The 7,516-nt window shown below is 56.1% G+C and carries 7 protein-coding genes; 1 reads left to right on the top strand and 6 read right to left on the bottom strand.

Annotated elements, in window-relative coordinates; translation table 11 throughout:
• The first annotated feature begins 94 nt into the window (after window positions 1–94).
• Entirely contained in the window at window positions 95–1,969 is a 1,875-nt protein-coding gene (locus QZL66_RS05970; RefSeq protein ID WP_022410823.1) for a hypothetical protein, read from the top strand.
• Between the two features lie 281 nt (window positions 1,970–2,250).
• Here the strand turns inward: QZL66_RS05970 and QZL66_RS05965 are convergent, their stop codons facing one another.
• From QZL66_RS05965 to QZL66_RS05940, 6 genes are all read right to left on the bottom strand, one after another.
• On the bottom strand, window positions 2,251–2,784 hold the full coding sequence (locus QZL66_RS05965; RefSeq protein ID WP_022410822.1) for a 2-oxoacid:acceptor oxidoreductase family protein: 534 nt from the start codon (window positions 2,782–2,784) through the stop codon (window positions 2,251–2,253).
• On the bottom strand, window positions 2,781–3,536 hold the full coding sequence (locus QZL66_RS05960) for a thiamine pyrophosphate-dependent enzyme (protein WP_022410821.1): 756 nt from the start codon (window positions 3,534–3,536) through the stop codon (window positions 2,781–2,783). Before QZL66_RS05960 ends, QZL66_RS05965 begins: the two co-directional genes overlap by 4 nt.
• Window positions 3,536–4,582: a 3-methyl-2-oxobutanoate dehydrogenase subunit VorB gene (locus tag QZL66_RS05955; RefSeq protein ID WP_022410820.1), complete on the bottom strand. Its 1,047-nt coding sequence runs from the start codon at window positions 4,580–4,582 to the stop codon at window positions 3,536–3,538. The genes QZL66_RS05960 and QZL66_RS05955 overlap by 1 nt, the downstream gene beginning before the upstream one ends.
• 31 nt (window positions 4,583–4,613) lie before the next feature.
• Window positions 4,614–4,820 (bottom strand): 4Fe-4S dicluster domain-containing protein, encoded by a 207-nt coding sequence (locus QZL66_RS05950; RefSeq protein WP_022410819.1) that lies wholly within the window; start codon window positions 4,818–4,820, stop codon window positions 4,614–4,616.
• A 20-nt stretch (window positions 4,821–4,840) separates the two neighbouring features.
• Window positions 4,841–5,497, bottom strand: a complete 657-nt coding sequence (locus tag QZL66_RS05945; RefSeq protein WP_022410818.1) for a P-loop NTPase — start codon at window positions 5,495–5,497, stop codon at window positions 4,841–4,843.
• Window positions 5,498–5,670: 173 nt separating this feature from the next.
• Window positions 5,671–7,506 (bottom strand): class I adenylate-forming enzyme family protein, encoded by a 1,836-nt coding sequence (locus QZL66_RS05940; RefSeq protein ID WP_022410817.1) that lies wholly within the window; start codon window positions 7,504–7,506, stop codon window positions 5,671–5,673.
• Window positions 7,507–7,516 lie beyond the last annotated feature (10 nt).

The raw sequence follows: 7,516 nt of genomic DNA, 5'->3' as shown, positions 1-7,516 counted from the left end.
TCCCTACATTTAACGCCATCTACCTGATTCCTTCATGCAGCCATGCTATACTGAAAGCGGAGGAAATTCACGCCTCTCATAGAAAGGAGTCAACATGAAATCCATTCGTTATCACCGTGCGGCTGCTGTTCTGACTGCTGCTGCGCTCTCGCTCTCCGCACTTCCGGCATTCCACGCCGCTGCGGAGGATACCCTCGAAAACCACACATTCGCAACGGCAGCGGAGATCTCCGCCGGAACCGCCGTCTCGGACAGCGTGGGAGAAATCACCCTCGGCACAGACAATTTCCTGAGTGTCGACTACTACAAATTCCAGGTGACGGAGGACTCCCTCTGGAATCTCACCCTTGCCGCAGGAAATTCCGGCGACCGGCTGGAAATCCAGCTGTTCAACGAGGACGGCGAATCGCTGGGCATATTCCGGAACAGCACCCCGATTCTCAACACGCCGGAATCCGGATGGGGCAAGGGTATCTACTACTGTGCGATTTCCAACACCAGTGCATTTGCCGCCGCGGATTACAGCCTGACGCTGAATCTCACCCCCTACACCCAGCTGGAAGAGGTTCCCGCTACGGAGCTGGAGGACAACAACACCGCCGACACGGCAACTCCGCTCCCGCTGGGGCAGGCATACACCGGTCGTCTGTACAATGAGAGCGACATCGACTATTACCGTCTTACCGTATCAGAGGCGGGTGCAGTCACCCTTGGCATGACATTCGAAAAGGGAAACAACTATGAGAGCTGGGATCTCACCCTGCTGGACGAGGCGCAGAACGCCATCCAGACATGGACAATTCCCTCCTCCGAGGACGGCTTCACTGCCCAGACGATCGGACTGCGCACAGGCACGTATTTCTGCCGGCTGACCCGTGGCTCTACCATCGACTATTCCGGAAATGTCTACCAGCTTCGGGCGGATTTTCAGGCATCCGGCGATCCGGTCTATGAGGCAGAGCCGAACAACACCCTCGAAACACCCAACGAGATTGCGCTGAACACGTCCTGCACCGGTCTGCTCCACAGCAGCGGTGATGCGGACTGCTACCAGTTCACGCTGGAGGAGGCATCGGCATTCTCCCTGCACTTCACCCACGAGGCAGACGATGCCGACAAGCGCTGGGACATCACACTCTACGATACGGAGAAAAACCAGATCACCACGTGGAAAGTAACGGGCACCACATTCGAAACGCCGGTATTCGGATACGCTGCCGGAACATATTACTGCGCCGTCTCCGAAAACGACATCGGCATGTATCACTCCGACAAGCCCTATATTCTCACCGTGCAGGCGGAAAGGCAGAGCAACTGGAGCGCTCCCACCGCCTACGAGATCGAATCCAATGGCAGCTTCGACACGGCATCCCCCATTGCTGTAGGAACTGCCTGTACAGCGCTGCTGGAAAATACCGACGATGCGGACTACTACTGCACCGACCTCACCGACACTTACAGCAAGCTCACAATGCACTTTCAGCATGATATTCCCGACAATCTGACCAACACCACACAGAAGCCGTGGCGTGTCTCCCTCTATCGCTGCGACAAAGAAACCGGCAGTGCCGAATCCACACCCGTGCAGACAGTCAGCATCCTCATCGGCGATGCCAGCACCGATACTGCTGCCCTGCTGGTTCCCGCCGGAATCTATTATGTAAAGGTAGACCGTCCGCTGCTGGACTACTGCGGGCTGAATTACCGGCTGACGCTGGAGGCAGATGCGGTGCCCTACCTCAAGGGCGATGTCAACGAGGACGGCACGGTGGACATCAACGACGCATTCCTCGCCCTCTCCGCCTATTCCGCCATATCCGCCGGCAAGGAGATGCCCCTGAAGGACGCTGCATTTCTGGCAGCAGACACCGACGAGGACGGCGAGGTAACGCTGGACGATGCGTTCCGCATTCTGTCGTACTACTCCCTCTCCGCTGCCGGCCGTGAGGCGGACTGGGAAAAGGTATAACGCCATCTTTTTCGTATTCCAATAAAAACAGCTGCAACTCCCAGAGGAATTGCAGCTGTTTCTTTGTCTAAGGCAATACCGCACAAAGAGCGTCTGGTGACTTTGCACGCCATCTGCTTGCAAATTTCCCGTCATATTTCACAAAAATGCTCGTGAATACATCAAGTATTCACTCCGCTTTTTGTTTCATCTGACGAAAAATTTGACGACGCATCTGTCGCACAATCTTTGTGCGGTGTTGCCCTAAGAACCTTTCTTCCATGATTTTTATGGAATCTCGCTTACTTCTGCGCCATGCCCAGTTCGATCGCTTTCATGTTGGCAGCGATGAGGTGCGCACGCTTCGGCGGGATGCACTTTTCCATGGCTTTCTGTACGGTTTCCAGGGAGAACATCTTGGTCTCTGCCAGCATTCTGCCCAGCAGCACCATGTTGGCTGCGCCGTTCAGGCCTGCATTTGTTGCCAGATCGGTCGCCGGAAGAGAAATCTCAGTGATATCCTTCCGCTCGCAAACCTCATCCACAATGGAGTTGTCCAGCAGCACCAGACCATTCGGCTTCACTGCCTGAATGAACTTCTTGTAGGACGGGCCGTTCATTGCGATCAGGCAGTCCGGATTGGTAACCACCGGAGAGCCAATCGGCTCGTCGGAGATGCAGACGGAGCAGTTCGCCGTACCGCCACGCATTTCCGGACCATAAGAGGGCAGCCAGGAGATCTCACGGTTGTCCATGAGCGCACAATATGCCAGAATCTTTCCGGCAAACAGGATGCCCTGTCCGCCAAATCCAGCCAGAATAATTTCGGTTGTCATGCCTCTGCCTCCTCTGCTGTAACGTCTTTATAAACTCCCAGCGGATAGTACGGGATCATCTTGTCCTTGACAAAGCCCATCGCCTCTACGGGAGAAAGTCCCCAGTTGGTGGGACATGTGGAGAGCACCTCAATGATGGACAGACCGCGCTTTTCCTTTTCGTTCTGGAATGCCTTGCGGATCGCTTTCTTTGCCTCACGGATGTGGGGAACGCTGTCGATTGCCACACGCTGTGCCAGCGCCGTACCGCTCAGGGTTGCCATCATCTCGCAGATGCGGATGGGATAGCCGGCAGTTTCCACGTTTCTGCCGAACGGTGTGGTCTGGGTCACCTGTCCCGGCAGGGTGGTCGGTGCCATCTGACCGCCAGTCATGCCGTAGGTGGTGTTGTTGATAAAGATGATGACGATGTTCTCGCCACGAGTTCCGACGTGTACAGTCTCTGCGGTACCAATAGCAGCCAGGTCGCCGTCGCCCTGATAGGAGAAGACCATCTTATCCGGATTGGTTCTCTTGACACCAGTGGCAACTGCCGGTGCTCTGCCGTGGGGTGCCTCGATGACATCGCAGCCAAAATAGTTATAGGACATAACGGAACATCCTACCGGAACAACGCCGATGGTCTCGCCCTCAATACCCATCTCGTCAATGACCTCGCAGACCAGACGGTGTACAATTCCGTGGCCGCATCCCGGACAAAAGTGCGTCGGCACATCCAGCAGCGACTTCGGATGATCAAATACAACAGCCATTATTCTGCACCTCCTGCCAGTTTTTCGATCTCCGCCAGTACCTCTGCCGGAGTCGGGATCACGCCGCCGGTTCTGCCAAAGAATGCAACCGGAAGACGGCACTCTGTTGCCAGACGAACGTCATCGATCATCTGACCCATGGACATCTCCACGTCCAGAATCTGTGTGGCGTGCCTGGTTGCCTCACACAGCTCCTTCTTCGGGAACGGCCACAGCGTCTTGGGACGGAACAGTCCTGCCTTGATGCCCTTGCGTCTTGCTGCGGTGACCGCAGACTTGGAAACACGTGCGGAAGCGCCGTATGCGGTGACAACGATCTCCGCATCCTCACAGCAGTACAGCTCTGCATCGGTCTCCTTTTCCTCGATGACAGCATAGCGCTGGAACCGCTCCCGCACCTTTGCCTCCAGCAGCGGGGCATCCAGATACAGGGAGTTGATGATGTGGTGTTCCCGCTTGTTGCCGTGGCCGTTGGCAGCCCAGTCGGACTTGTCCGGCAGTGTGGTGCGTGGCTCCGGAAATGTCACCGGCTCCATCATCTGTCCCAGCAGACCGTCTGCCAGAATCATTGCCGGAATCCGGTACTCGTCCGCCTTGTCAAATGCCAGCATGACGGTATCCACCATCTCCTGTACGGAACATGGTGCGTATACCAGAATGTGAAAATCACCGTGACCCATGGCGTGGGTTGCCTGGTAGTAATCCGACTGCGCCGGCTGGATCGAACCCAGACCGGGGCCGCCACGCTGTACGTTGATGATCAGCGCCGGCAGATCGGAACCTGCCATGTAGGAAATGCCCTCTGCCTTCAGAGAAACGCCGGGCGAGGAGGAGGATGTCATGGCACGGACACCGGTAGAGGCTGCGCCCAGTACCATGTTGACTGCTGCGATCTCCGATTCTGCCTGCAAAAAGACACCGCCGGATTTCTCCATGCGCTTTGCCATATACGCAGACAGCTCGGTCTGCGGTGTGATCGGGTAACCAAAGAAGCACTTACAGCCTGCACGGATGGCAGCCTCTGCCAGTGCCTCATTGCCCTTCATCAGACTTCTTTCCACTGAAAAAACCTTCTTTCTATTTCTGAATGGTAATTGCGCAATCCGGACAAATCATTGCACACATTGCACAGCTGATGCATGCATCCTCATCGGTACATGCGGCAGTAAAGTAACCCTTTTCGTTCCGCTTTTCCTTTTGGAGTGCAACAATTTTCTTGGGACAGACTGTGACACACAGCCCGCATCCCTTGCAGCGTTCAAACTGCACTTGCATCTTTTCCATCTGACTCACCCCTTTCTGTGCTATTCTTCCCAAACGGGTTTTACAAAGACATCCACCGGCAAGCCGTTGGGCAGCGAAAGTTCAAGATCGTTCCGGTAGGTGGTATACACCAGCGGTAGTTTCGCCTGTGCTGCTGTTTCCTCGGCGTAGGACAGCGCCTGCCGAATGGTATCTGCGGTGGTCTCCCTGCCCAGATTGGAATTGTTCACAATACCGGTGTGGCGCATGCGGGAAACCGCCTCGATCTCGTACATCAGCTCCAGCGTTTCCTCCGGACGCTCCGTCAGATAGCGGTAGCGGTTGATGACGTACCACATATCCAGCTGCTCCGGCACATAGGCGGAAAATCCCTCGGCGTACCGACCCAGACCAATGGCGCCGGCATCGTCACCGCCCACATCCACGATCAGATAACCCGGCTCATATGCCATGCGCTCCATATCAAAGGAGATCGCCGGAATGTCCAGACTGGTGTTGGCATACATGGACGCTGCCAGCGTCACGCCGTGTTTCTGAAACAGCTCCGCAAAATCCGCCGTTCGGAAATAGGGGTTGACGATATCGAAATCGACAATGGTGACCTTTTCGCCGGCATCTGCCAGACGCAGCGCCAGATTCACCGCCAGATTCGTTTTTCCGGAGCCATAGTGTCCGGTAATAATGGTGATCTTCTTCATAAAAGCTCCTTTCCGAAAAGTCTATTTGGTTTTTATTATAACATATCTCACAAAAAAATGCAACTGAAAATATTGGATTCTCCGCAATTTCAGACAAATTTCGAGCCGAAAAAAGCACCGTTTTCCAACTGCGGAATGCGGTGCTTTGATAATGGATTGCAGGCAGGGCGTGTTCAAACACGAATCAGTCTGCCCTCCCGGCAGTCCAGCTCTGCCAGCTGCTTCATGATGCAGTGCATTTTCTTTCCCGTGACATTCCGGATCAGCTCCGGAACAAAGCGATAGTAATGGGGGCGCTTATAGTTGGCGAGCAGGGGACTCGCCTTGCAGTACTGCTCCAGCTCCTGCGCTGTCAGGGACTTGTCCGCCGGCACGACATATGCCGTCACAATCTCTCCCCGCTTGCTGTCCGGCACAGCAGTGACCAGACAGTCCGCCACAGCCGGATGCAGATTTAACACTTCTTCCACTTCTACGGGATAGATATTTTCTCCGCCGGAGATGATCATATCATCCTTGCGTCCCACAATGCGAAAATAGCGGTTCTCGTCCCAGATGCCCAGATCATTGGTGTAGAAAAAGCCGTCGTGAAATCTCCGCCGGGTCTCCTCCAGATTGTTGAAGTAAAAGCCAGCCGATTTGGCATCCGTGCGGATAATGATCTCGCCCACCTCGCTGCCGTCCTGCGCTGCAAGGTCATCGGGCTTTGCAGTGCGGTTCTCGTACAGCCGAACCACACGCACATCGTCATCGGCGCAGGCACGTCCGGCGCTGCCAGCCATCTGCGGCAGATCATCCGGCCGGAGGAACGTGTTCCAAAACGTTTCCGTGGTGCCGTATCCGTTGAAGATCTTCGGAGTCAGAATCTGCTGATAGCGGATGCAGTCCGCACGGTCCAGCGGACTCCCCATGGTGACGATGCCGTGCAGGCTGTGCAGATCTCTGGGGTGCTTCTGCTGTTCCTCCGCCAGCAGCTCCAGCACGTTGGGAACGCCGATGAGGAACGTCAGACCGTGCTGCTCCACAGCATCCAGCGTCTGCGCCGCCTGAAACTTCCGCTGGATGACCACCGTTCCGCCGGCGTACAGCGTGGGGGTGATCCCGCCGGAGTGCAGACCGCCACGGTGAAACCACGGCGTGGTATTCATGGACACATCGGAAAAGGCAAAGGGGAAGTGCATCATCACATCGTGTGCCGACAGCACCTCGTTGATGCTGGTGAGGCAGACGCTCTTCTGTTTGCCTGTTGTGCCGGAGGTGAACAGACGCAGCGTTTCGTCATAGGCGGACAGCTCCCACGGCACTGCCGGCTCTTCTGCGGAATTCTCCGCAGCAAAGGCGACATAGGTGGTGCGGCTGCCTGCCGGCGCAGTCGTCAGCACCAGCTGCGGTGCGTGGGCAGTATGAGTCAGGGCAAGCTCCACCTCCGTCTGCTCCTCCGGTTCCATGAGATAGACCTTCGGCCGGCTGTTGTCCATGCAGTCGGCAATCTCCCTGGCGGACAGGCGGAAGTTCACCGGACAGAAAACCAGCCCCGTCTTATGGCACGCCAGATAGGCGAACACAAATTCCGGACAGTTGTGCAGCTGCACCATGACTACGTCACCCTTGCGGAGTCCGGCGCAGAGCAGCCCGTGAGCAAACCGGTTTGCCTCTGCGTTCAGCTGCGCATAGTTCCAGCTTCTGCCGCTCTCCAGATCCGTCAGCGCCGTCCGGCTGCCAAACCGCTGGACGTTCCGGAAAAATCCGCTGTTCCATGTGTAGCCGTGTTCGAACTCCTGCTGAAACTTCTCCAGCGCACGTTGTTTCTCATCCATCAGGCAATTCCGGCGCACCTGCTGCAAAAACTGTTCCAGCTGTGTGACCGCCCGTTCCAGTCCCTCGGTCGTGCCGCCGTTCTCCGCCGCCATCACCATCTGTGTCATCTCCCGCAGCGCTGCTGCCTCGTGCTGCCGCACACTGTCGATCCGATGCGATTCCAGACAAATTGTGTTTTCCTTGGTTTCCATCCGGCAATCC

This window comes from Ruminococcus sp. CAG:330 (assembly GCF_000437175.1).
In the GTDB taxonomy this organism is placed as follows: domain Bacteria; phylum Bacillota; class Clostridia; order Oscillospirales; family Ruminococcaceae; genus Ruminococcus_C.
The sequence above is the reverse complement of the archived record's forward strand: the minus strand, read 5'-3'. Positions and strand labels throughout refer to the sequence as shown.